Below are 24,331 nucleotides of genomic sequence, written 5' to 3' on the forward strand. Positions count from 1 at the left end.
GTTGACAGAATTACTTTTAAATATTCTTTTTTTTCTTCATGTTTACTAACATTGATAATTCAATTAAAAGTGCAGGTAGGGACACTAATTGCGGATAGGCAAGATATCTTGGCTCCCATTTAGGGTCAAATTTATCTTTAAATTTACGCAAACCTTCAAAGCTATATATTAGCTTACCATGTTCATAGATAAAATGGGCGATTTTCTCCACCTTGTGGGATCTAAGGGCAAATCCAACCTTAGCCAGTGGTGCCACACCAAGGCTGAAATAATGGTATCCGAGTTCTTTAAAATGCAGTAGAAGCTGAATGAACATGAAATCCATTGTAGAATTCGGTACATGGCTTCTGAATCGCATCAGATCAATTCCGATATTCACAGAATCCTTACCCTGCAATGTCATGGATACAAAGGCAATAATTTCATAATTTGACTGTTTCCTTATGACGGCAAGGGGGCCTTCTGTAGGTAATCTTTTTGGAACCAACCAACAGAATACCCCATTTCCTTTCGATTATCCAGCCATTCTTTAGAGATGCTTTCTAGATTATACAATAGCTGGTCATCAAAAGGTGGTGACAGCACTTCAAAGATATATCCGTCTTTTTCAAAGCGTTTGACGATGTTGCGAAAGCTCCTACGGGAAGAGCCAACCATATCAAACTCCTGCAAATTTACAATTGCTTCTTCTCCTAGTTTGAAGAAAAAAAGGCCATTGTCATGGTACAGAGATAGCTTATCTTCATCCACCTCATAGAATACGGCACGGTATCCATAGGTATCAATAAATCTTTGGAATTCCTGTATTCCATCTGAAAGGAGAGATTCTTCCCCCAAAGGATCTCCCAAAACTACTGCTTTATCGGAAAAAAGCGAATAAGCGATAAGAACCTGATCATCTTCAGCCCAGAATAAATTTTTATCTCCCAGATAAATCAAATGAGACAAGTGGTGACCTATATTTGTATCAAAAAACTTATTCACCTTAACTAAATCTAATGTTTGGAAGAGAGGATTCTTCTCAATTCGATCACGTTTCAAATACCAGAATATGATAAAGGCTAAAAATAGTACGTAGGCCAATATACCAGAGTGTATAAATGCTTGGACATCATGGAATATCAAATGTGGATAGTGGAAGGTTTTAATGTAACTGGTAAAAAGGATATGACTAATTTTTAGGTATATCGTCAACAGGATTGGTACACTGATGACAACCACAACAATATGGCTCGGCTTAACAAGGATGCTCCTTCGGTAGAAGTTCGTCTTGGATAAACGTAAAATCCCCATAGCTATTAGAAGGAATAAAAATTCTTCAATATCAAACCCTTTGATAAAAGTAAAAATACCCCCAGAGAGAAGTAAAATCATTGTAGTATTGTAAGCTCTTTTTACGCGGAAGAAAACTTCCTCTGCTAAAAAAAGCAACATGAAGCCAATGGCAATAGAAATACTGCGGGAGTACTGCAAAAATACCACAGCCTCCATGTTAGTGATTAATTTGCTTCTTGAGATTAGACTAGGGGTCAGTGCTGAAATCAGCAAAAGTAAACCGCAGGTGATAACGATGATAGCCATAACGGTTGCAACTAGCTGCCCATAAATTTGGGATTTGATTACATAGCCTTTTTGCTCACTTCTTCTCAGAACTTGTAAAGAAAAGTTGACAATTGCTACACAGGAAGGGAGGATAAAGTAAAAGACCCGATACAGAATAACAACGGTTAGAGCTTCATTATCCGTTAGGCCCATAAATTGAAGTCCTATGATTGCTATTAGATCAAACGAGCCAACTCCCCCAGGCATGAAACTTAATATACCAGCAGCTGATGCAACAGCAAAGATTGATAGTATATTAAAGAAGTTCTGATCTCTCTGAAAATAGTAAACCAAATTATAAAAAAGGAGCCCAGCAAGAAACCATTCAAGAATAGAAACTCCCAGTAATTCAAATCGAAGAACCAGCAGCTTGGTTACACCAAAGGAACAGGCCCAGCTCCGAAGCTGCTTTATCATTTTGTCGAGAAAAAAATACACAAGAAGATAGCAACTGAACCCAATGAGGCAGAGCATAAGCCATTTGTGCTGACTAACCAGTGAAGCAATGCTTGGGAAATTGAATAACGATAAAATTATAATAAATGACAGGCCGGTAATTGTGGATGTTACCAGTAGGGTATTATAGGAGAGCGTTTCCTTTAACTCAATGTTCTGTCTTTTTAGCAATAATGATTTGACTGAAGCCCTGTCAGACCTCCAAACCCGAGTAATGTATTTAAGGAATTAGAAAGAAAAGAAATACTAAAAAGTTGTTTTTTTTCAATATCAAATTGAAATGCTTTCATTCCGAAAACATCATAAAGCACCATGGACACGGATGCTATGATTCCTAGTATGAAAAACCGCCCAATGGATAGAAGCGGGATAGAACGCATAGTATGCAATGTGGTGGCAGGATGAATGCTTTGTATCTGCTCATGACCTTCATATAGGATTAACGCCGAAAGAGCAAAGGCGAAGACTAGCTTTAGCAAGCCTCTATAGTGCTTTACAAGTTGGATTTGTGAGCTTTTAATTATCTCCATAAATTAAAATATACCTCCGAGAAATGATTTAATCACTCTTCATTGATAGTAAGATTCTGTTATAACTGTTATGATACCCAAAGAAGCAACTATAATTCTAAGTAACCAATTTATAGTATAGAATGTTGAAGAAATATTTTGAAGAACTAGATAGTTATTTCGTCTCTAACATACATGGATTTCCAATGGGATACCATGAGCTATTATTTATGGCCGGCCACGTATAGGAAAAACTAGTGCTTGTGGTACAAAATGTTCAACCAATTAAAGACGTTTAGTTCAATTGACAGTTATCTGTTATAACTGAAAGTTTTAGTACTAAATTCAAATATCCTTATATATGCAAGGAAACAAAAATATCAAATTGTGTCTAAATGTGTCGAAAAAGAAAGAAGAACAAAGAAACAAAAGTAGAAAAAGAGCAGTATACTTATAATAAGGGGAGTTTTAAAATACTGCAGAAATTAATAGCTGGATGCATCAACTATAATATTCCTCAAAATTTAAAGCCCACTAATTGTTTGTAATGAGAGAAGGCATTTACAAATGTCTATTCTTATATTTAAGAAGGAGAATGATATGAAAAAAACAGTATTAATACTTTTTGTAGTATGCACACTCATCCTAGCCCTGCCATCCTTATCTTTCGCACAAAACTCCAAGATCCATGTAAATGTTAATGGTGAAGCCGTTAATTTTGATGCAGCCCCCTTTATTGAGAATAATGTGACTTATGTTCCTGTAAGAGGTGTTTTTGAAAAATTGGGCGCTAAAGTTGTATGGAAAAATAACACAAAAGAAATTATCGTGTATAAAGGCAGAACTGTACTTGTGTTAATATTAAATAATCGTTGGACTGTTATTAATGATGGATTAGTAAACGCCAATGCTACTCCTAAAATCGTAAATTCCAAAGCGTTTGTACCAATTAGACTTATAAGCGAAAATTTAGGTGCGACTGTAACCTGGAATCAGCAGACTCAGACAATTAATATTGTACAAAATCCCGTTGATGATTCAGGGAAAAGTTTACTACCACTTTATTACCTTAAAGATAGAATTACAAGAACTGAATCTGTGTCTATCTCTGGTACAGGTATGGAATATCCGGATAAATTGTTAGTCTATCAACCAAGCTCTGAAGAGGGTATACGGCTAGCTGACTTAGAGGCTCAACAGAGACTACTAAAAGATCAAATAATTGCAGCCAAAGAAGGTATTGAAAATGATAAAAAACACATTATCGATGGAAGTGGCACTGAGGATCTTTTAGCGATTGATGAAGAAAATTTGAAACAATTGGAACCAAAGCTTGTTTCTGTAACGGAAGAACTTAAGAAATTCGAAGAAAGCATTTTAAAAACAGTTTCTACCCTCTAATTTAAAGAAATATTCTAAATTCCAATTGTACGAGAGAAACTTATTTTCCTACATTGGAATTTATTTTTAATTTTAGTTAAACAAGATTTTCTACATATTTTTATACAATATTTAAGAAGGAGAATGATATGAAAAAAAAGATATTCATGCTTTTGATGGCTGCCACACTCATCTTATCCATGCCATCCTTTTCTTTTGCACAAGATTCGAGTATACACGTTAAAGTTGATGGTGAAGTTGTTAATTTCGATTCGAGTCCTTTTATTCAAAATAATAAAACCTATATCCCAGTAAGAGGCGTTTTTGAAAAAATGGGTGCTAAAGTTTTATGGAATAATAATTCAAAAGAAATTATTGTTTACAAAGGACGAACTGTTCTTGTACTAATATTAAATAATATCTGGTCTGTTATCGATGATAGATATGTAGATGCAGATGCTACCCCTATAATGATAAATTCCAAAACTTATGTGCCGGTGAGGTTTATAAGTGAAGCCCTAGGTGCAACTGTGAAATGGGATCAACAGACTCAAACGATTAACATCGTGCAAAATCCCGTTGATGATTCAGAGAAAAGCTTAATTCCTTTATACAACATTAAAGAAAGATTTACTACAAAGGGGCTGGATACTCCTCCCCAAATACATATATTTAAAGATACTTTCTATGTCCCTTACCAGCTTTCGCCTGAGCGTGATCGTCTAGCCGCATTAGAGAAACAACATAATCTAATTAGAGGTCAGATAATTGCAGCCAAACAATGCATTGAAAATGATAAGAAAAACATTATTGATGGAAGCGGCTCAGAGGAGCTGTTAAAGATGGATGAGGCCAATTTAAAAGAATTGGAACCAAAGCTGGTTCCTTTAACGGAAGAACTCAAGAAGTTTGAAGAAAATATTTTAAAAACAATTTCTACACTCTAATCTCAATGATATTGAAGACTCGTATAAAGACATTTTTTATAAGATAAACGGGAACTTGTTGGAATCCTATTACGTTATTTATTGCAAGATGGTGAGGGCTTTGCGTTTAAATCAAGTATATAAAAAATTACATGCTGCTTAATTTTCCAAGTTTCCTATTATATTTGAAGGGCATTCATAAAAAGATTATTTAGAGAATAATATAAAATATTTTAAAAAAAGTACTAAATAATGGTCAATTGAACTAAAAGCCTTTAATTCAAAGAACAGTATAAAGCTCAAACCTTTACTGTTCTTTTTTAATTCAATTTATTTTATTACAAAGAAGAGGACGATAACTGAAAGTTTTAGTACTAAATGATGGGAGGCTATCAATTGTGAAGATACTGGAAGAGCCTATAGATACACAAGTGAGCGGATTTTTTATTTAAAAAGAATTGTAAGTACAGAGTACATAAAAGGTAGAGGAGGTAATTTATATCGTTCTATAACTATTCCTAAAATATTCATTTTCGGAATAGAATCTTTACCTTAAAGCAACAACTTCTATATATTGCTAACTTTATTCTTTTTAAATACTTATAAACGTTTATTTTTATGAAATACTAATTATAGTTTCCTATATACCTATATTTAACTAACTACTAGATTTATAAGGATGACAAATAATAAATTGATTAAGGAGAATATAAAAATGAAAAAACTATTTTTACTATTACTGATTAGTATACTCACTCTTACTATGTTTACAGGTTGTTCACAGCCTAATAATAATAATATGAATCTGAACAAAAATAAGAATGACACTGTATTAAGCGCAAAAGATACCATTCAACCAGTTGCTTCAAGCTCTACTCCAATTGGAGATTTTAAAGCACAGGATGTAAAAGGAAATCAAGTTACCAAGGATATTTTTAGTAATTATGACCTGACTCTTGTCAATCTTTTTACTACATGGTGTTCCCCTTGTGTTAAAGAAATTCCAGAATTAAATGAAGTAGCCAAAGAAATGGCTAATAAAAAAGTTAACGTGGTTGGAATCGTCCTTGATGTAAATGAGAACGGTAAAATCGATCAAAGCAAAATGGATAAATTAAATAAAATTATAGAGGCAACAAAAGCAGATTACACCATTCTTTTACCAGATGAAGTTTTACGATCAGGTCCTTTAAAAGGTGTTAATTCAGTGCCAGAAACCTTTTTTGTAGATAAAAACGGTAATATTGTAGGTGAAAATTATCTTGGTTCTCATACGAAGGAAGAATGGATTAAAATCATTAATGATGAACTTGCAAAACTAAACAAATAAAAGAAAGGCTCTCTTATGCATATACAAGAAAGGCATATAAATCTTATTTCTCTTTTGATTGTTTTAATAGGTGTTTCTTCAATGGTATTTGGAGTTTTCCGTGGAGAAACTCCTGTTATGTTTGAAAAGGCAATCAATATCTGTTTGGAGTGTATTGGAATTGGCTAAGAAAATCAATAATAATAAAAATTTCAGATATAGCATACAGGCCTTCTGGGCACTTGTAACTAACAGTTTCCTAATTGGTTTTGTTCAGGGCAAAATTTATCAGGGAAAGATAAAAAATGTATGCGTTCCTGGCCTAAACTGTTATTCCTGCCCAGGTGCCATAGCCTCCTGCCCTATTGGATCATTACAGGCAGTCATCGGGAGCTATGAATTTAAATGGTCCTTTTATGTAGCAGGTTTTTTGATATTCATTGGGGCTATTATGGGTCGTTTTGCATGCGGCTGGCTTTGTCCTTTTGGATTTATTCAGGAATTGTTGTACAAAATACCCTTCGTTAATAAAATAAAAACCTTTAAAGGCGACCGTGCAATGAGGAAGCTTAAATATATGTTTCTTGTAGTATTTGTAATTCTGATGCCTATTTTTATAGTGGATATCATTGGACAAGGTGCTCCATATTTTTGTAAACTCATTTGCCCTGCTGGGACTTTAGAAGGTGGTCTCCCTCTTGTGTTAATGAATAAATCTCTTCAGGAAACTGTGGGATGGCTCTATGCCTGGAAAAACTTACTACTAATAATCACAATTATTGGTTCAGTTATTATATATCGTCCATTCTGCAAATATGTTTGTCCACTGGGAGCAATTTATTCATTGTTTAACCCTATATCAGTTTTTAAATACCATGTGGATAAAGAAAAATGCAATAATTGTCATGCCTGCTCAAATTCTTGTAAAATGAATGTAGATTTAGTTAAAAATCCTAATGATTTAGAATGCATCAGATGCGGTTCCTGCAAAACCATATGCCCTACTCATGCCATAGAATACAAATGCCTTCAGAAAACAAGCAAAAAGGATTAAATAATAAAAAATCATGGTGGTAGCTTCTTAATGAACTGTCACCATGATTCTTTATTAGTAAGTCTCTATTTTGTTGAAATTTAGCGAATTTTATATTTATTAATTAATGTTAATATTTGTTATTACCCTTGAAATATATTTTATCTAGTATAGACTATATACATAGGATTATTTTTTATTATGTTGTTGATCACCTGTTTTTCGGAAATTAATCTTATAGATTTAAATAGTTATTAAATTTTATAAGTTAAATTAAGGAGGCTAAGAAATATGAAAGATACAGCAGTAATAAAAATTGAAAAAAGAACTCAATGCAGCAGCGGTGAGAATAAAAGATTAAGAAAAAACGGCTATCTGCCTGGAAATATCTTTGGCAGAGGAACGGAATCTACTGCAGTTATAGTAAATAGAAGTGAATTAAGAAAAAAAATAAGCGAAATGGGGAGAAATGCTATATTCACACTCACTCTGCCTGGAGAAAAAGATTTTCCGGTAATTATAAAAGAAATTCAAATATCCCCAAAGGGTGAAGAATTACATATAGATTTCCAACAAGTTTCTCTTTCCCAGGAAATCAAAACTGATGTAATGTTGAAAATCACAGGCAAAGAAGCATTAGAAGCGCAGAAATTAATTTCAACATATCAGATGGATTTCATTTCTGTAAAAGGGCTGCCTCAGGATATACCAGATTCTATAGATATTGATGTATCTGATTTACACATGGGTTCCGTTATCACTGTTGGTGATATTAAACTTCCTAAGGGAATAACCTGTGAAAACAATCCAGAACATATAGTAATCACTGTAAATCAGTCAAAAATAAAAACAGTAGAAGCTATTGCTTAAAACCAAATTTTACTTTAAAAATAATCCTAAAATTATAAGGCGATCTATTACAATATATCAGCCGGCTTTTTAGTCGGCTTTTTATTTTTTCTATACAAAAAGACTCCATTGCTGAAGTCCTTTTTGAAAATTTTATATTTATATTATACTAGCTTGAACCCTTTCTTTAAAGTGTACTTTATTGTAATATTGTTAGTTCCTGCTTGAAGATCAATGGAATCATTTCCATTTAAACATTTAACAAATTCATATTTGTTCTCATAACTGTATTTTTGAAAAGTTACTTTATCACCAACAGTAAGTTTATCTACAGTTTCATAATCATCACACACTACATCCCCTTGTTGAAATAAATGGTGAATAACTAATGTACTCTCCTCTTTTGGTAGTTCTGTAACTGGTTGTTCAATTGCTAGCGTCTCTACTGCTGGGGTTTCTGTAACCGGCTGTTCAGTAACCGTTTTATCTACTACAGCTGGTATTTCTACTGGAGTTCCTGTAGCTGGTTTACTTACATTAACAGCCGGTGTGTCCACTACAGGTTTTTCTGTTGCAGGTTGCTCCATAACAGGTTTTTCTACTACTGGCTGCTCAACAACTGTTGTATCCGTTATTGGAGGTTCTGCAACTGGTTTTTCTACTACTGGCTGTTTAGTAACTGGTACTTCCACCGTAGGCGCCTCTACTGCTGATTTTTCAGGACCTACTGTATTCTTTTCTAAATTATTTGATTCACCAGCTTCAGCCGAAACATTATGAGTTAATCCCCCACAACTTGGAGTGGCTACCGCTTCATCAGTGGCAAAAGCCATTGTTGGTATAGCAAAAGTTACCATTAAAGCAACTAACATAACACCTATTTTTCTTTTTACCATATTATTTCTCCTCTTTAGTCATTTAAACTTTATCTCTCTTTATTGGCTTTTCTTCTTAGTCCTGCTCCCAGAGCTACAAGCCCCGCACCAAAACCAAAGAAAATTTCTTCGCCTATACCACCTGTTGCTGGAAGTTTACCCAATGGCACCTTATCTTCATCGATAGTACCTTCTCCCCGTGGTGTTTCCTGATTTTCAATTATTACTGGATCCGGTTTTTGTGGATTTTCAGTAGGCTTATTTAGTGGAACATCTTCATCAGGAATATTTACCTGTGGTTTTTCTTCCGGATTATTTGGTTTGTTGTGACTGCCACCACTGCTGCCCCCATCCGGACGTTTTTCATTTTCTACAGTGTAAGCAAACTCAACATTATTCTTCACAAAATCTTTCTCAGTAATGTTTATAACTTTGTCACTGGCTATGTAGCCTGAAGGAGCTGATGTTTCCTTTATGATGTAATTTCCAAATCTGATGTTTTCAAATTTGGCTATACCCTTATCCCCTTCTGATACAGCTTTTGCCACAACTTTTTGATTCTCATCGTAAAGTGTAAATTCTGCTCCCTTTAACGGACTTCCTGTTTTATCTGTCTTAGAAATTATCACATTTCCCTTATATGCTGCATTTTTAATTGTTGGAACATCGGTTACAGCGTTTGCAAAATTCTCACCTGAGAAATATGAAACTTTGCCATCTTTATCAACTACTGCCTTAATAATGGCACCTGCTGTACTGGCTGAATATCCTGTTGGGGCCTTAGTTTCCACAATATAATATTCCCCCATTGCTACATTGTTAAAAGTAACAGAACCATTTACAGCACTTTCTGACTTTGCTACAACATTCTCATTTGCTATGGCCTTTTTAAATAATGTAAACTCTGCACCTGGAAGAGCTTTCCCCAGGTCATCCGTCTTTAAGAGCTGAATTGCCCTTAATAGTGGTTTATTTGTAATATTTAAAGTAACTATTCGTGTATCGTTTTTGGAAGTATCCAGTTCTATGATTCTGCTTGCTGAGTCCTTATCAATTTCGTACCCTACAGGTGCTGTAACTTCAACAAGCTTATATTTTCCCGAATTTAACCGTCCAAACTGAATCGTTCCTTTTTTGTCAGTTACCTTTGTATATTTAAGGGTTTCCACTGGATTACTATCATCAGAAAGCTCATACAGTTGGAATACTGCTCCTTTAAGGAGAATACCGGTCTTTTGAGACTTCTTTGTTAAGATTATTTTACCTGCTAAATTTGCCCATGCACCCCATCAGCATATTCAATTTTAATGGTCTCATTTTTGGAAACAATATCTGTTTTTACACCTTCTAAAGATGCAGTATTATTAATTTCCGTTACTGTATCACTGGTAAGCCTTGTTACTAACTCAATCCTATAGGAGCCATCTGTTTTAGGAAGCTTTATACGCAGTTCTTTGTCTTTATAAGTTATCCCTGACTGTACAGTTTCCTGAGAAACTTCATCTGCTTTCTCCCAACTGCCATCTGCCTTTAGCTTCATCTCCCAAATACGTATTTTATAGTTGCCATTTTCCATTTTAGGTTCAAGATAATTCTGTAGCTTATCGATAACATATACCTTGCTTAATTCGTCTTTTTGGGGTAAATGAATGGCATTTCTGTTAACATCAATTGTCCAGGTAGCATCTCCGGTGTAATTTCCCTTACTGTCTTTATCCAATGCTCCTGTCTTGGAAACCAGACTATTCTTAATGGTTACATCTTCCCAATCTCCCTGACTTCCATTGATGGAATCACCTATCATAGATGCATTATTTCTTATAGTTACATCACCATTTTCAGCAAATTGTCTATCCAGTGCAGCCTGATTTGGAAGCTTCGTTTTGATAAGAATTACATATTTACTGCTTATTTTATTAAATTCAAACTGGATTGTTTTTACATCATCTTTTTCTGTAACTCTTACTTCTTTAACAAGGGCTTTTACTTCATCTTCTGTAAGTTTATCTCCATTCTGAATTGTTGCAATTCCGCCACCTAATTTAAAATCCTTACCTTTATAAATCTCATAAAAATCGTCACCATTTACATCCCAATATTTAGGAAGAGTATCTGTAATAACGCCGTCTTCAATATTTAAAGAATTATGGTTTACATAAAGTCTCCAAGTAATAGTATGATCAACATAGTTATATCCAACTGCACAGTCCTTATCTAAAATACAGCTATAATGTTTTTCTGTTGCAGAAGCGGATAAAGGGGAATTGCCATCACCATCACCATAATATAAATAAGCCGTATTCTTTAGGATATATTCAGTGCTTTTGCTGTTTACTCCATAGGCTGTTTTATCGGTTACCTTTGTGTTTAAAGTAACTTCTTGTTTTTCCTCTATGTCTCCTAAATAAATTTCCACAATTTGGGCTTCTACTGTAGAATTTAGTTGTATGGTTTTAATTCTATACTGACCTTTTTGAGAGAATTCAGCGTTTTCACTAATTTTTATTCCTTCAGAACCATCTATTTTTAATGTTTCGGCTATATACTTTTGATTGAGCGTTATAGCATTGCCTTTATATTTGTCAAATTTTGAGGCATTCGGTGCGCTATTTATTTTGCTTACTTCATTCTTGTTATAAGCAAACAATTCAACTACTGTAGCATTCTTAATTTCTTTTTGAGCTGAGTTGATTGTTATCTGCCACGGCATTTCATTCTCTTTAAAGTCATATTTGCCAATGGCACTTTTAGTTATGAATCCACTTGTTATATCAACTTGTCCCTGGGTATCTACTGGGCTTAATACTGTTGAACCATCATTTCCTCCAGTGATACTAGAGCCTTTATCGTTCCACGTAATAGTTGCCTTATTTGTAACTTTTGCTTTAATTGTGTTATCTAACTTTGTATTAAGCTTAATTACAACCTGTTTATCTTTATCTCCTAAATGAATTTTTACAGTCTGTCCATTTAAAGTATAATACTGTGGTTTCGTAACATCATTGGTTAATTTATTTTTTTCAATTATAATGTCTCCCAATGTCATTTCTGGAGCAAGCTCATCTGTTACAACCACATTTTTCAGTGTTGCCTTACTAGAATTTACTGTTATTGTCCAGTCAACAGAATGATTTGACACGATATATGTACCTGACTTTGAAATCAATTGAGGTTTTACTTTAACAGTAGCAGCTGCACTGGTTGTGGTATCCGGATCTGTCAGACTTACATTGTTGGTAATAGTCATATCCTTGTTATTATTTTGGGCTACGTCTTTTATTTTTGTCTTATATGTTATAGTCTGAATCCCCTTTACATCCTTATCAAAGGTATATTCTATCGTTCCTTGGGCTTCATCTATTTTTAAATTATCTTTATTTAAAGCAGAAGGCTTTATTTCAAAAGAATCTTTAACATAAGATGTATTGGAAGGTAACGTATCCTTTAAAACGTACCCCTCATACTTCTTATCTTCTTTACTTGGAGTAGCCGTTATAGTCCATGTAATTTCTTCATTTGCTATATCTGGATTTCCCGATTTCTTCAGTGAAATAACTCCTTTATCAGGATCCTTAACTAAAATAGTAAAATCATTTCCTAAAATAGTAACTACAACCTTATCTTCAGATGTTTCAACCTTTGTTTTATCAAAAGAAAGTCCTGCTGAAAACCATCCTGCTCTTCCTGAATATTCTTCATTCTGAGCAGAGTCTGCAAAAGTTAAAATAGCTTTACTGCCAGAAACCGTTACATTTCCTAAAAGGACTTCTCCATCTCCTACTTTCATATAAATCTCTGTTTCATGCAGATTAGAAAATCTTAAGTAATCTGGCAATTCCACCTGCATATAATCTCCTGCTTTTAAGATTAAGGTATCTGGTATGCTGAAATCTACCTTCATTGTCATATCCTTCGTTGGGTCAATGGTATCCCCTTCCTCAACCTTAGCATTGTTATTGGTTATTTGAACCTTCATTTGGATGTCCTTAGTAACATCATTTCCCTCTATGCGTTCTACATTCAAATTGCTTATACTTCCTGCAAATGCTGCCGTAGGCATTCCCATAAGTATCATCAATACGATTAGTAAAAAGCTTATTCTAACTTTTAAATCTCTTTTCATGCATAATCTCCTTGTCTTATCTAAACTATTTATACACATCTAATTTTTATATACCAAATTTATTACTTGCATATATTAACAATTTTTAGTCACAAAACAGTCACAAAACAAATTTTAACAGTAGATAAAATAAAAACGGTGATATCATAGTAGTCAACTATAATAACACCGTTATTAAATACCATGTTTACCCACAGACTTATTGTCAACGGATATAATATTTATTTGGAATAATCAGGAATAAGTATTGTCTGTCCCGGATAAATGTTATCCGCAGTAATATTGTTCAAACTGCATATGTCATATACAGTTTTTCGGGGGTCAGTATGGCCTGGCCCATATTCACACGCAATGTTCCAAAGTGAGTCTCCAGATTGTATCTCAATTTCTATTGGATTTGTTTTTGTTAAACTGCTGACATTATTCAGGCCAAAAGCAGTGTTTGCCATAAACATAATCAAAATAAGTGCTATGGTTATTGATGTAGTGAATCTGAACTTGGATTTAATTCTATATGACTTTTTTCTGTTTGTCATTTTTATTCCCCCCATACTTAAGAACTTTTGTTCGTATTTTTATAATATACGAATATATGTTCTTTGTCAATAATTTTATAAACATTTGTTCTTAAAATATTAAGGTAAAAAAATATCCTCAGGGTTTTCATATAACCTTGAGGATTTAATCATTATTTTATGCGTTTAAACATAGGATGATTTTCTTTAAACTGTACCAGATCCCACAGATTTCCGTATAAATCTTTAAATACAGCTACTATACCATAGTCCTGCTCTTTAGGAGGTCTTACAAATTCTATTCCTAGGCCCTTCATTTCATTATAGTCTCTCCAGAAATCATCCGTTCCCAGGAACAGAAATACTCTTCCCCCTGACTGGTTTCCAACAAAAGGCTCCTGTTCTGATTTGGAGGCCCGGGCAAGTAATATAGTCGTTCCCAAAGATCCTGGAGGAGATACCACTACCCATCTCTTATCTTGTTCCTTCTGGTAAGTATCTTCTATCAAAGTAAAATGAAGCTTTTTTGTATAAAACTCTATTGCTTCATCATAATCCCTGACAACCAAAGCAATATGAACAATTGACTGTACCATAAATCCTCCTTTTAGTTCAAATACCTCTTTAACCTGTGATTTTTACATGTGAACGAGTTTTTCATACCATTTATCCATCATTAAAGTAAGTTTTTCATGATGCTTGGCACCCCATATAAATAAAATAGCCATAACCACTGTAAGGATGACAATTCCAACATAGCTGCCTTTGTTAAACATGCTTCCAATCATAATAGAAGCCATCATTGCAGGGGTTCTGCCAACCAGACTGATTATGAGAAAAACCTTCAGCTTCATTTCCGATACACCTGCAGCATAAGTGAACAGATCTTTTGGAAGACCCGGAATTAAAAATATTACAAATACCAATATAAACGCACGTTTACTATTTAATTTATCTACAAATTTTGTAACTTTCTTTTCATCAAATAAAAGGCGAATCGCATCTTTCCCCAGAAACCTGGCCAGATAAAAAGCAAATATGGTTCCAAGAGCAGTTCCAATAATGGAATATAAATAGCCAAGCCAGAAAGTATATGCATATCCTGCAGCAAACTGCATAGCCTGTCCAGGTATAATACATATGACAATCTGAAGAATTTGTATCCCAATATAGGCGAATACACTGGCAGTTTTATACTTCAGTAAATAAGCATTTACAGTGTCTAAACTTTTGAACTGACTTATAAATGCTCTTTCATAAATCATAATATATAAAGGAATTCCAACTATGACTATAATTAGCAATAGAAACTTTATAATCGTAATCATACGCTTGACTCTAATTCTTACCTTATTCTTATTTTCAGAAATAGACTTCATAGTCAGAATCTCCCCTGCTAGATATTTTTCAGTAAGTTTTTTTCATAGAGAGCCTGAAGTGCTTTAATAACACCAAACTTGGAATGTTCATAAGTCAGACCACCCTGGAAATAAATAATATACGGCTCCCTTAATGGTCCATCTGCACTTAATTCTATCGAAGAGCCCTGAACAAAGGCTCCTGCAGCCATTATTACATCACTGTCATACCCTGGCATAGCCCAGGGAACAGGTTTTACATGGGAATCTATTGGTGCTGCTGACTGAATACCTTCTGCAAAAGCGCACATAGCTTCGGGATTATTCAGTTTAACTGCTTCTATGATATCGCTTCTTTTTTCTGAAGCTTTCGGGCACACTTCATATCCCAGGCTGTCGAAGGCCTGAGCGCAAAGAATTGCACCTTTAACTGCTGCATTTACGGCTTTAGGGGCAAGGAACAATCCCTGAAACATGGTTCTTGTCTGTCCAAACATAAGGCCGCATTCTCCGCCAATTCCAGGCGAAGTCATTCGATAGGATATATTTTCAACCAGATCTGCTCTGCCAGTAATGTATCCCCCAGCTAGAGCCAAACCTCCTCCCGGATTTTTAATGAGAGACCCTGCTATTATATCTGCACCCACCTCTGTAGGTTCTTTCGTGTCCAGAAATTCTCCATAACAATTGTCCACCATGCAGACGATGTTGGGATTAATACCATGAACAAAAGATGCCCATTCCTCAATTTCTGCAATGGTGATAGCTTTTCTCCATCCATAGCCGGTAGCTCTTTGAACCGTTATTATTCTGGTCTTCTCTGTAATAACTTTTTTCAGAGCTTCCAGATCAATATTCCCTTCAGATGTTAATTCCACCTGATTATAGGTGATACCAAACTCTTTTAAAGAACCTTTTCCTTCGCCTCTCAGGCCAATTACTTCTTCCAGAGTATCGTAAGGAGCACCTGTACAATAAATTAGTTCATCTCCAGGCCTTAAAATACCAGTTAAAGTTAGTGTAAGCGCATGAGTACCATTTACAATAATGGGTCTGACTAAAGCTGCTTGTGTTTTAAAAATATCACAATATACTTTTTCTATGGCTTCTCTGCCCGGATCGTCATATCCATAGCCAGTATTCCAGCTGAAATGCATATCACTGATTTTATTTTTCTGAAATGCCTCTAAAACTTTATATTGATTAAACGCCATGATATCATCAAGCTCTGTGAATAAATCTGATACTGCATTCTCTGATTCATCAATAATTTTTATAACTTCAGGTGCAATTCCCATTTTCTTTGTCAATAATTCATATGTATTTTTCTGCATGTAAAATTTTAATCCTTTCTTTATTACTGTTTACGTAATAATTTTATAGTATCCTATTTGTCTTTTCTTTATTTTTCACCTTTACGTTCCAGTTCCCATTCCATATTGTTTACCAAATCCCGTTTAACATTCTCTTTATGTTTGGCATATAACTGAGTGGTTGTAACATTTTCATGGTCCAGCAAAACCTGAACATCATATATGTCTTCTCCTCTGCCTATTAAGCTGGTTGCTGCCGTAGCCCTTAATTTATGAGGACTATATCCGCTTTTCTGAGTAGTTTTCAAAGCATATGCGGTGTATTTTTTCACCAGTTCGCGAATCTGCCGTTCCGTCATTCTCCGCCCTTGCAGGGAAAGGAATAAAGCCTCTCTGTTTTCCTCATCCAAGGTATCATCTGAAGGACGTTCCTGCTCCAGATATTCCCGTATAACCAGTTCACAGGACTTATTAATAGGCATAATGGATTCTTTTCCACGTTTTCGATAAATTTTATACTCTCCTCTGTCAAAATTAAAGGAGTCTACATTGAGCTGCTGCAGCTCTGAGAGTCTTAACCCATAAGTTATGAACAAAACTAATATAGCTTTGTCTCTTTTTTTAGTCTTTTTCCAGAACTCAAGCTGTTTTTTAGTCATGCCGACTCCTTCAGAAACTGTATTCAGCATCAGTCGCACTTCTTCGTCTGTAAGAGCCTTTATTTCCCGCTCTCCAGGTTTGGGTACCCGAATAGGGTCCAGTCCATCTGTAATATTCTTTGATAAAATTTCATCTCGAAACAAATATTTAAACAATACAGATATGGAAGATTTTTTTCTGGCCAGAGACCGGTTGTCGTTTTCATAAATATAAATACTGTTTTCTTTTTCTTTCTGATACCTTCTGGCAAAATCCAAAAAAGTATTAATATCTCGTGCCCTTATGGACTCAAAATTGCTGGAATTAAGCTCACTGACTTTTTCTGCTTTGAACATACAGGAGTCAATTAAATAATTGCAGAAGAACCTGATATCATTTAAATAAGCAAGCCTTGTCATGGGCAATACGCTACCCCTCAGATATGCAAAAAAACCATTCATAAAGGAAGGAAGCTCCTGTTCTATCTCCTTGCATTGGTCATAAATGTCCTGCTCTTTCTTTAGAATATTTTCCGGTTTACCAGTTTTATTCTGAATTTTTATCTGTTTTCCCTCAGCCATGTGATAATCTCCTTTACAGCTTCATCATCACTGTTATATTCTGATATATTAAACCATTTTATATCGTCATATCTTTTAAACCAGGTTATCTGTCTTTTTGCATAATGTCTTGTATTACGCTTAACCAGATAAACAGCATGCTCCAAATCATATTCTCCATTTAAATAGCCTATGATTTCTTTGTATCCTATGCCTTTCATGGAAATACTGTCTGAAGTCAGGCCCATGTCAAGAAGCCCTTTTATTTCATCAACCAGTCCCATATCAAGAAGCATATCCACCCTGAGATTAATCCGCTCATACAGTTCTTCTCTGTTACGAGAAAGTCCTATTAACTTATAAGCATAATCCGAAGTTTTTACAAAAGATTTCTCGAAGGGCTGAATGCCTTGCTCTGAATTTTCTGCTACTTCCAGTGCCCGAATCACTTTCTTTAGATTATTTGGGTGGATACGTGCTGCTGCTTCACTATCCTGCTTTGAAAGCAATTGATGTACATATTCATTGCCATGTTTTGCAGCAAGATTTTCCAGTTTCTTTCTGTATTCATTTCCCACAGGAGGGGCTGAAAAATCCATCTCATATATTAGAGAATTTACATAAAGCCCTGTTCCGCCGGAAATAACAGGTGTTTTTCCCTTGGAAAAAATCTGTTCAATGGCATCTCTGGCACGTTTCTGATACTCAGCTACAGAAAAAGGCTCTCTTGGATCAATCTCATCTACCAGGTAATGTTTTACCTGATTTTGCTCCTCCTGGGTAGGCTTGGCACTTCCTATGTCCATAAACTTATAAAGCTGCATAGAATCAGAAGATACAATTTCCCCATTAAAGTTTTTTGCTATTTCAATAGCATATTTAGTTTTTCCAACTGCAGTTGGTCCTGCAACGATTATTATTTCTCTATTCATAATTTGTACCGTTTACAATAAAATATTTACTTAAACCCGTTTAAACATTTTTTCAATTTCATATTTTGTCATTTTTATAAAAGTTGGTCGTCCATGAGGGCATGAATATGGGTTTTCACATTTTGCCAAGTCATTCATCAGTTGTCTGCATTCTGCCATGGACAATACATCATTGGCTTTAACTGCCGATTTGCATGATCTGGTTATAATCCGGCTTACTTTTGCTTCATTTTCAATGTCTACATCTTCTCCTATATTTTCAAGGAAATAATCTACCATATTCTGTGCTTCAGAAAGCTCCATAAACATAGGGATTTCTTTAATGATATATGTTCTAGTTCCAAAAGGTTCAATTTCGAATCCCATATTGCGAAGTAACTGCACCCATGATTTCTCTGTTGATTTTATAGCATAAGGTACCTCTGCCATAATCGGCGTTAAAATAGTCTGGTGAAGTTTTTCCTCATCCTTATATTGTTTTAATAGCTTTTCATAAAAAATCCGTTCATGAGCTGCATGCTGGTCAATCAAATAAAAGCAATTTTCATCTACCGCCGTTATGTAGGTATTAAAAATCGTTCCTGTAAGATTCAGTTTCATAAAAAACGTATCTGTAGGAGGAGTCTGTTCCGCGGTTACAGAATTCTCCACATGATCAGGATTATAGTCAAGTTCCTCCCGTTCTTTGACCAATGTTGACAATATTTTTTTTATATCAACCTGCTCCTGATTCTCTTCACTCTTTTTTATCTCCTGTTTATTTTCATTTAATACATTTAAGACCTTTTCATTTACTTCCGCTTCCTGAATCTTTTGTTTTACTACTTCTTCCTGATTACTTTCAGAAAAAATAGTTTTAACCTGCAAGTGCTGGTGTTGTGAGGCAACACCTTTATCTTCTATGCTTTTTCCCTTTAAAGGGGATTCTTCCAATTTATAATCATATACTTTTGGCGTTAAATCTATTTTATTTCTGGTTATATGGCTTTCTGTAACCTGTGGTATTGCCTGCTGGGAAAGCAGCCCCCTCTTTATGGACTGTGCAATAAAGTTTTTTACTTCCATATCCTGATTGAAACGAACTTCCTTTTTATTTGGATGAATATTTACATCTACAAGTTCAGGCTTTATTCTGAAAAACAAATATGCTATAGGATATCTGCCTTCAAATAATCTTTCTGTATAACCTTCCTGAACAGCTAAATCCATTATCCGGTTAGAGATGCTACGTCCATTGACAAAGAAAATCTGCTGTTTTCTATTGGTCTTACTGAAATCCGGCCGTGATATGTACCCCTCTAAGCTCATACTTTCACTTTCGCTGGATATATGAATTAAGCCTTCACTAAAGGATTTACTATAAACAGTGATTATATTACTGTATTTATCCCCTTTACCATTAGTAGAAAATAAAATGGTCCCATTATTGATTAATCTGATTTTTATTGCTGCATAAGCAAGGGCTATTTTGGAAATAAAGTCTATAATCAGGGTACTTTCTGTGGCATCCGTCTTCATAAATTTTAATCTTGCAGGGGTATTGTAAAATAAGTCAGAAACAATAATTGTAGTCCCGTCAGGGCAGCCTGTTGCAGACTTTTCAAATACTTCTCCTCCATGAATCTTCAAGGACACACCAGTTTTTGCATCCACGGTTTTAGTAATCAGTTCAACCCTGGAAACGGCTGCTATGCTGGATAAAGCTTCTCCTCTGAAGCCTAAGGTGAGTATACTGTTTAAATCTTCATCTGTGGTAATTTTACTGGTTGCGTGGCGTAAAAAAGCTAGTTCCACTTCATTTTCACCAATACCGCAGCCATTATCCGTCACTCTGATATAAGTTTTGCCACCATTTCGAATCTCCACAGTAATATTAGTTGCACCAGCATCAATGGCATTCTCTACTAACTCTTTTACGATGGAAAGGGGTCTGTCTACTACCTCTCCTGCTGCTATTTTATCTGCAACGTTTTTACTAAGAATTTTAATCATTTGCAGCCTCCTGCAATTCACCTAATATTTTTAGTGCTTCCCATGGTGCAAGTTTCATTAAATCGATACTTTTCAGTCTTTCTATAACAGGATTTGGTGCAAAACTGAATAAGGACAATTGCTCTCCCTGTGATGAATCGTTGTATTTTAGATTTTTCTTTTCACTGGTAACTGCCTCTTGTTCTGCTACCTTCTCTGCAAGTACATTACTGCCAAAGTCCAGATTACTCTCATCGTCATATTGTCCGGATTCCAGGCCCACCAGCTTATTTTCTGCAGCTTCCAGCACCTTCTTAGGAACTCCTGCAATTTTTGCCACATGAATTCCATAACTCTTACTGGCACTGCCAGACACAATCTTATGTAAGAAAACGATATTTCCGTTTTCTTCTGCCACATCTACGTTTAAATTTCTTACTCCCGGAATGCTCTCTTCCAAAGCAGTAAGTTCATGGTAATGGGTGGCAAATAACGTTCTGATTTTATTTCTTTCATTGCAAAGATATTCCACAACAGCCCATGCGATGGATAATCCGTCATAGGTGCTTGTCCCTCTTCCGATTTCATCAAGAATAACCAGACTCTTTGAGGTCGCAGTATTTAATATGTAAGCCAGTTCACTCATTTCCACAAAGAAAGTACTCTGTCCCTGAGCCAGATTATCAGAAGCTCCAATTCTGGTGTAAATTCGATCCACTACTCCAACGGAAGCACTTTCACAGGGAACGAAACACCCAGCCTGAGCCATCAGTACAATTAATGCAGTCTGTCTCATATAGGTAGACTTTCCTGCCATGTTAGGCCCGGTTATAAGTAGCAGACTTGAATCCTTATCATTCACATAAGCATCATTGGAAACAAAAATTCCGTCTTTAATCATTTGTTCTATGACAGGATGTCTGCCTTTTGTGATGATAAGACTACCGCTGTCATTTACATCAGGTTTTACATATCCCAAGGCAGAAGACACGTGCGCAAATGAAGTCAGTACATCGATTACAGCAATAGCTGAAGATGCTTTCTGTATGGTACCGATATACTCCTGAATATTATTTCTGATCTCAGTAAATATTTCGTATTCCATCTGATTGATTTTAGATTCTGCGTTAAGCACCAGGTTTTCCATCTCTTTAAGTTCAGGCGTTATAAAACGTTCACAGTTTACCAGTGTCTGTTTACGAATATAATCTTCTGGTGCCAAATCTAAGTTAGATTTGGTTATTTCTATATAATATCCAAATACTTTATTAAACCGGACTTTAAGATTCTTAATTCCTGTTCTTTCACGTTCTTTTCCTTCCAGTTCTGCAATCCAGCTTTGTCCATCTTTTATAGAAAACCTTAAATCATCCAATTCTTTAGAAAAATCGGGCTTAATAAGGCCTCCTTCTTTTATGGTGAACGGGGGTTCTTCAACTATAGCATTTTCAATCAAGTCGTGAACCTCCATTAAGGAGCTGTTTATCTGATTATTTAAACGGTTAAATAACTCATTATCTAAAGACCCCATTTCAGCTTTAAGCTCAGGAAGAATAAACAATGAATTCCTCAGGGCTATTAAATCCTTTCCATTGGCATTGCCGCATGCTATGCGTCCTGCAAGCCGCTCTAAATCATAAACTTTCTTTAAACACTCTTTTATATTGTTTCTGATAATAATTTCGTCGCAAAGGACCTCAACCGCATCCAGTCTCTCATTTATTTGGCTGCTGCTGTTTAAAGGTTCTCTAAGCCATTGTTTCATTTTTCTTGACCCCATAGCTGTATGAGTTTTATCCAGTACGCCTAATAAAGAACCTTGTACATTTTTTTCATATAAAGTTTCTGTTATTTCCAGGTTTCTGATGGTGGCCTTATCTAAGGACATATGTGAGCCAATGTCATATACCGTGACGTTAGTAATATGACTCAGATTATGTTTTCTCGTTTCAAACAGATAGCTTAGCAGTGCACCGAGAGAAAGGCACGAAAGTTCAGCATTTTCAAGACCTAAACCGACAAGCGATTTAATATTAAACTGTTTTAAAATCACATCATTTGCCGTAATAATATTATGGTAACTTTCCGGCAGAAGATTAAAATAGGCATCTGTAACCTTTTTCATTTCTTCTATGGAAACAATGTTTTCCGCTGTTTCATTGATGATTACTTCTTTTGCCTTTATTTTTACCAGCTCATTCAGTAAGACTTCTAATGCCCCACTGTCCTTTATACTTGTTGTATATAATTCACCGGTAGATATATCACAATATGAAATTCCTGCTCCATCTTCATTTAGAAATATGGATGCCAGATAATTATTTTCTTTTTCATTCAGCATTGTCTGATTGACAATAGTTCCCGGCGTGATAATCTGTATTACCTCACGCTTCACTATACCCTTTGCAGTGGCAGGGTCTTCTACTTGTTCGCAAATTGCAACTTTATAACCTTTATCCACTAACTTTGCAATATAAGTGTCTGCGGAATGAAAAGGGACTCCGCACATGGGAGCCCTTTCCTCTTGACCGCAGTTTTTTCCCGTCAAGGTTATTTCCATTTCTTTTGATGCAGTGATAGCATCCTCAAAAAACATTTCATAAAAATCGCCGAGCCTAAAGAACAAAATACAGTCCTGATGATTTTGTTTTATTTCCATATATTGCTGCATCATAGGTGTTAATTGCATATATTCTTTATACTCCTTTTAATTAATAGATTTTGTTATTTATGTCCTAATGCTTTATATTTTTCAAGACCTAATCTCATTAGTTCTACACCACGTACTAAATCTTCCTTCTTCAATACATAAGCAATTCTAAGCTCATCTTTTCCTAATCCCTTAGTTCCATAGAAGCCCTGAATTGGAGCATACATAACCGTTTCACCATTATCTTCAAATTCTGTCAGAAGCCATACTAAGAAATCTTCTGAACTTTCTACCGGCAGCTTAACCATTATGTAGAATGCACCACCAGGTTTCTGGCAAACTACTCCAGGGATCTTCATGATTTCTTCGTAAACAGCATCTCTTCTGCTTTCATATTCTGTTCTTACATCATTAAAATAAGAAGGATCCAGTTGGTATAATGCTGTAGCACCTATCATGTCAAGAGTTGGGCAGCATAAACGTCCCTGAGCAAGTTTCATAGCATTTGACATAAGTTCTTCGTTTTTAGATACGATACAGCCAATTCTTGCACCACAGGCTGAGAATCTCTTTGATACAGAATCAACGATGATAACTCTTTCTTTTATATCTTCCATCTGGCCGAAAGATGTCATTTCTCTTCCATCGTATGCAAATTCTCTGTATACTTCGTCAGCAATAATCCAAAGATCATGCTTCTTAGCAACATCAGCAATAACCCTCATTTCATCTCTTGTCAGAATGGTTCCTGTAGGATTGCCCGGATTTACTAAAGATATTGCTCTGGTTTTATCGGTTATTACTTTTTCAATTCTATCAGCAAAAGCATAACGATAACCTTCTTCAGCATTTGTTGTAACAGGAACAACATTGCCTCCTGCTGCAGAAATAAAGGTCTGGTAATTTGTGTAGAATGGTTCTGGGACAAGGACTTCATCACCATAATCAAGCAGGCACGTATAAATCATGCTCAATGCTTCTGAACCACCATTTGTGATTAGTACATCTTTTCGTTCAATGCTCATTCCAAAGCGGTTAAAGTAATTTGCAATGGCATCCTGTAACTGCACAAGTCCGCCTGATTCTGCATAAGCAAGAACTTCGGAATCAAAGTTTTTTACAGCCTCCATAAATGCTTTTGGAGTCTTAATATCAGGCTGGCCGATATTAAGGTGGTAAACCTTTTTACCTTTTGCTTTAGCTTCAATTGCGTACACATTGAATTTTCTGATTGGTGAAAATTGCATCGCCTGTACTTTTTTTGATAATTTCATTTTAAATTCTCCTTTTTACCTTTAAATGAAATAGTCTTAAGAATTGATTAAAATTTA

The 24,331-nt window shown here is 35.2% G+C and carries 19 protein-coding genes and 1 pseudogene; 6 read left to right on the plus strand and 14 right to left on the minus strand.

Going from position 1 to position 24,331, the window contains the following annotated elements; translation table 11 throughout:
* Positions 1 to 16: 16 nt before the first annotated feature.
* Together mprF and Ami3637_RS16260 are read right to left on the minus strand one after the other, a co-directional pair.
* A pseudogene (mprF, locus tag Ami3637_RS16255) lies at positions 17 to 2,229 on the minus strand (bifunctional lysylphosphatidylglycerol flippase/synthetase MprF).
* Positions 2,223 to 2,588, minus strand: coding sequence for a hypothetical protein (locus tag Ami3637_RS16260; protein ID WP_162363482.1), 366 nt, complete (start codon positions 2,586 to 2,588; stop codon positions 2,223 to 2,225). The pseudogene mprF and the gene Ami3637_RS16260 overlap by 7 nt, the downstream one beginning before the upstream one ends.
* A gap of 579 nt (positions 2,589 to 3,167) precedes the next feature.
* Here Ami3637_RS16260 and Ami3637_RS16265 point away from each other — a divergent pair.
* The 6 genes from Ami3637_RS16265 (at position 3,168) to Ami3637_RS16290 (ending at position 8,085) form a co-directional block, all read left to right on the plus strand.
* Positions 3,168 to 3,968 carry a copper amine oxidase N-terminal domain-containing protein gene (locus Ami3637_RS16265; protein ID WP_162363483.1) on the plus strand — a complete coding sequence of 267 codons (801 nt, stop codon included), beginning with the start codon at positions 3,168 to 3,170 and terminating at the stop codon, positions 3,966 to 3,968.
* A gap of 128 nt (positions 3,969 to 4,096) precedes the next feature.
* Positions 4,097 to 4,894 carry a copper amine oxidase N-terminal domain-containing protein gene (locus Ami3637_RS16270; RefSeq protein WP_162363484.1) on the plus strand — a complete coding sequence of 266 codons (798 nt, stop codon included), beginning with the start codon at positions 4,097 to 4,099 and terminating at the stop codon, positions 4,892 to 4,894.
* A gap of 694 nt (positions 4,895 to 5,588) precedes the next feature.
* Complete coding sequence (locus Ami3637_RS16275; RefSeq protein ID WP_162363485.1) at positions 5,589 to 6,203, plus strand: TlpA family protein disulfide reductase; 615 nt, start codon at positions 5,589 to 5,591, stop codon at positions 6,201 to 6,203.
* Positions 6,204 to 6,218: 15 nt separating this feature from the next.
* Positions 6,219 to 6,371, plus strand: a complete 153-nt coding sequence (locus Ami3637_RS16280; protein WP_162363486.1) for a CD1871A family CXXC motif-containing protein — start codon at positions 6,219 to 6,221, stop codon at positions 6,369 to 6,371.
* Positions 6,364 to 7,236, plus strand: a complete 873-nt coding sequence (locus Ami3637_RS16285) for a 4Fe-4S binding protein (protein ID WP_243158052.1) — start codon at positions 6,364 to 6,366, stop codon at positions 7,234 to 7,236. The genes Ami3637_RS16280 and Ami3637_RS16285 overlap by 8 nt, the downstream gene beginning before the upstream one ends.
* A 270-nt stretch (positions 7,237 to 7,506) precedes the next feature.
* The gene (locus Ami3637_RS16290) at positions 7,507 to 8,085 is read left to right on the plus strand and encodes a 50S ribosomal protein L25 (RefSeq protein ID WP_162363487.1); all 579 of its coding nucleotides are present in this window, start codon (positions 7,507 to 7,509) and stop codon (positions 8,083 to 8,085) included.
* A 143-nt stretch (positions 8,086 to 8,228) separates the two neighbouring features.
* Here Ami3637_RS16290 and Ami3637_RS16295 read toward each other — a convergent pair whose 3' ends face one another.
* The 12 genes from Ami3637_RS16295 to Ami3637_RS16350 form a co-directional block, all read right to left on the minus strand.
* On the minus strand, positions 8,229 to 8,960 hold the full coding sequence (locus tag Ami3637_RS16295) for a hypothetical protein (RefSeq protein ID WP_162363488.1): 732 nt from the start codon (positions 8,958 to 8,960) through the stop codon (positions 8,229 to 8,231).
* Positions 8,961 to 8,989: 29 nt separating this feature from the next.
* Positions 8,990 to 10,198, minus strand: a complete 1,209-nt coding sequence (locus Ami3637_RS16300) for an MSCRAMM family protein (protein WP_330586948.1) — start codon at positions 10,196 to 10,198, stop codon at positions 8,990 to 8,992.
* An 8-nt stretch (positions 10,199 to 10,206) separates the two neighbouring features.
* A complete protein-coding gene (locus Ami3637_RS16305) occupies positions 10,207 to 13,062 on the minus strand; it encodes an Ig-like domain-containing protein (protein WP_162363490.1) in 2,856 nt (951 codons plus the stop codon).
* A gap of 221 nt (positions 13,063 to 13,283) precedes the next feature.
* Entirely contained in the window at positions 13,284 to 13,598 is a 315-nt protein-coding gene (yneA, locus tag Ami3637_RS16310) for a cell division suppressor protein YneA (protein ID WP_162363491.1), read from the minus strand.
* A gap of 152 nt (positions 13,599 to 13,750) precedes the next feature.
* Positions 13,751 to 14,173, minus strand: a complete 423-nt coding sequence (locus Ami3637_RS16315; RefSeq protein ID WP_162363492.1) for a VOC family protein — start codon at positions 14,171 to 14,173, stop codon at positions 13,751 to 13,753.
* A gap of 42 nt (positions 14,174 to 14,215) precedes the next feature.
* Positions 14,216 to 14,956, minus strand: a complete 741-nt coding sequence (locus Ami3637_RS16320; RefSeq protein WP_162363493.1) for a TVP38/TMEM64 family protein — start codon at positions 14,954 to 14,956, stop codon at positions 14,216 to 14,218.
* Positions 14,957 to 14,973: 17 nt separating this feature from the next.
* Entirely contained in the window at positions 14,974 to 16,269 is a 1,296-nt protein-coding gene (locus Ami3637_RS16325) for a methionine gamma-lyase family protein (RefSeq protein ID WP_162363494.1), read from the minus strand.
* A gap of 68 nt (positions 16,270 to 16,337) precedes the next feature.
* Positions 16,338 to 17,468 (minus strand): tyrosine-type recombinase/integrase, encoded by a 1,131-nt coding sequence (locus tag Ami3637_RS16330; protein WP_162363495.1) that lies wholly within the window; start codon positions 17,466 to 17,468, stop codon positions 16,338 to 16,340.
* Positions 17,447 to 18,379 (minus strand): tRNA (adenosine(37)-N6)-dimethylallyltransferase MiaA, encoded by a 933-nt coding sequence (miaA, locus tag Ami3637_RS16335; protein WP_162363496.1) that lies wholly within the window; start codon positions 18,377 to 18,379, stop codon positions 17,447 to 17,449. Before miaA ends, Ami3637_RS16330 begins: the two co-directional genes overlap by 22 nt.
* Before the next feature lie 30 nt (positions 18,380 to 18,409).
* Positions 18,410 to 20,371, minus strand: coding sequence for a DNA mismatch repair endonuclease MutL (mutL, locus tag Ami3637_RS16340; protein WP_162363497.1), 1,962 nt, complete (start codon positions 20,369 to 20,371; stop codon positions 18,410 to 18,412).
* The gene (gene mutS, locus Ami3637_RS16345; RefSeq protein WP_202931065.1) at positions 20,364 to 23,039 is read right to left on the minus strand and encodes a DNA mismatch repair protein MutS; all 2,676 of its coding nucleotides are present in this window, start codon (positions 23,037 to 23,039) and stop codon (positions 20,364 to 20,366) included. Before mutS ends, mutL begins: the two co-directional genes overlap by 8 nt.
* Before the next feature lie 35 nt (positions 23,040 to 23,074).
* Positions 23,075 to 24,274, minus strand: a complete 1,200-nt coding sequence (locus Ami3637_RS16350; protein ID WP_162363499.1) for a pyridoxal phosphate-dependent aminotransferase — start codon at positions 24,272 to 24,274, stop codon at positions 23,075 to 23,077.
* Positions 24,275 to 24,331 lie beyond the last annotated feature (57 nt).

Source organism: Aminipila terrae, assembly GCF_010120715.1.
Taxonomy (GTDB): domain Bacteria; phylum Bacillota; class Clostridia; order Peptostreptococcales; family Anaerovoracaceae; genus Aminipila; species Aminipila terrae.